The 942-nt window shown below is 48.2% G+C and carries 2 protein-coding genes; both read left to right on the top strand.

What is annotated here, in order from left to right:
* Positions 1-79 precede the first annotated feature (79 nt).
* Entirely contained in the window at positions 80-535 is a 456-nt protein-coding gene (gene ribD, locus A9O67_RS13760; protein WP_231960238.1) for a bifunctional diaminohydroxyphosphoribosylaminopyrimidine deaminase/5-amino-6-(5-phosphoribosylamino)uracil reductase RibD, read from the top strand.
* A partial coding sequence (locus A9O67_RS13755; protein WP_231960235.1) for a dihydrofolate reductase family protein occupies positions 536-942 on the top strand: 407 nt, incomplete at its 3' end.

The raw sequence follows: 942 nt of genomic DNA, 5'->3' as shown, positions 1-942 counted from the left end.
GTTTTGCTTCTGTTTATCGCAGCTTTGAAGATGTGCGTGAATTTGGCGAAGAAATCGCTAAATTACAGGATTAACGCCAATGATTGAACAAGACAACATGTATATGGCTCGTGCTTTTGAGTTGGCACGAAAAGGGTGTTTTACCACATCACCTAATCCAAATGTCGGGTGTGTGATTGTGCGTGATGGTATTATTGTCGGTGAAGGTTATCATCAAAAAGCGGGGGAACCCCACGCTGAAGTCCATGCACTAAGAATGGCAGGAGATAAAGCGCAAGGGGCAACGGCTTATGTCACCCTTGAGCCTTGCAGTCATCATGGTCGTACCCCACCTTGTGCAGAGGCGCTGATCAAAGCGGGTGTAAGCCGCGTTGTTGCTGCCCTGCAAGACCCAAACCCTCAAGTTGCGGGCCGTGGCCTGTATATGTTGTCGCAAGGCGGGATTGAAACGCGCTGTACTGTTTTATTAAACGATGCTGAAGCGGCAAACCGCGGCTTTTTAAAACTTATGCGTACCGGGTTTCCTTATATCTAGTTGAAACTTGCCGCTTCACTCGATGGCAAAACCGCCCTTGAATCAGGGGAGAGTAAATGGATTACCAGCTCGGCAGCTCGCAAAGATGTACAAGCTCTTCGAGCCGAGGCTAGCGCTATCTTAAGTACGAGCAGGACGGTTGTTGCTGATGACCCTTCTTTAACGGTACGTTGGAACGGGCTCCCATCAGACATCCAACAAGTTTATCCAGAAAACCAAGTGCGCCAGCCCATTCGTATTGTGTTGGATAACCACAATCGTGTGACTTCTGGCCATAAAGTCACTCAATTAGATGGTGAATGCTGGTTAGTGCGTTCAAACCCAGATGAAAATGCAGTATGGCAAGGGCAAGTTGAGCAACTCGCTGTTCCTGCTGATGAAAACGGCACCGATCTCGTTATTTTGAT

This window comes from Tepidimonas fonticaldi, assembly GCF_001675355.1.
Taxonomy (GTDB): Bacteria; Pseudomonadota; Gammaproteobacteria; order Burkholderiales; family Burkholderiaceae_C; genus Tepidimonas; species Tepidimonas fonticaldi.
Note: the sequence above shows the minus strand (reverse complement) of the source record. Positions and strands in the feature narration are given on the sequence as shown.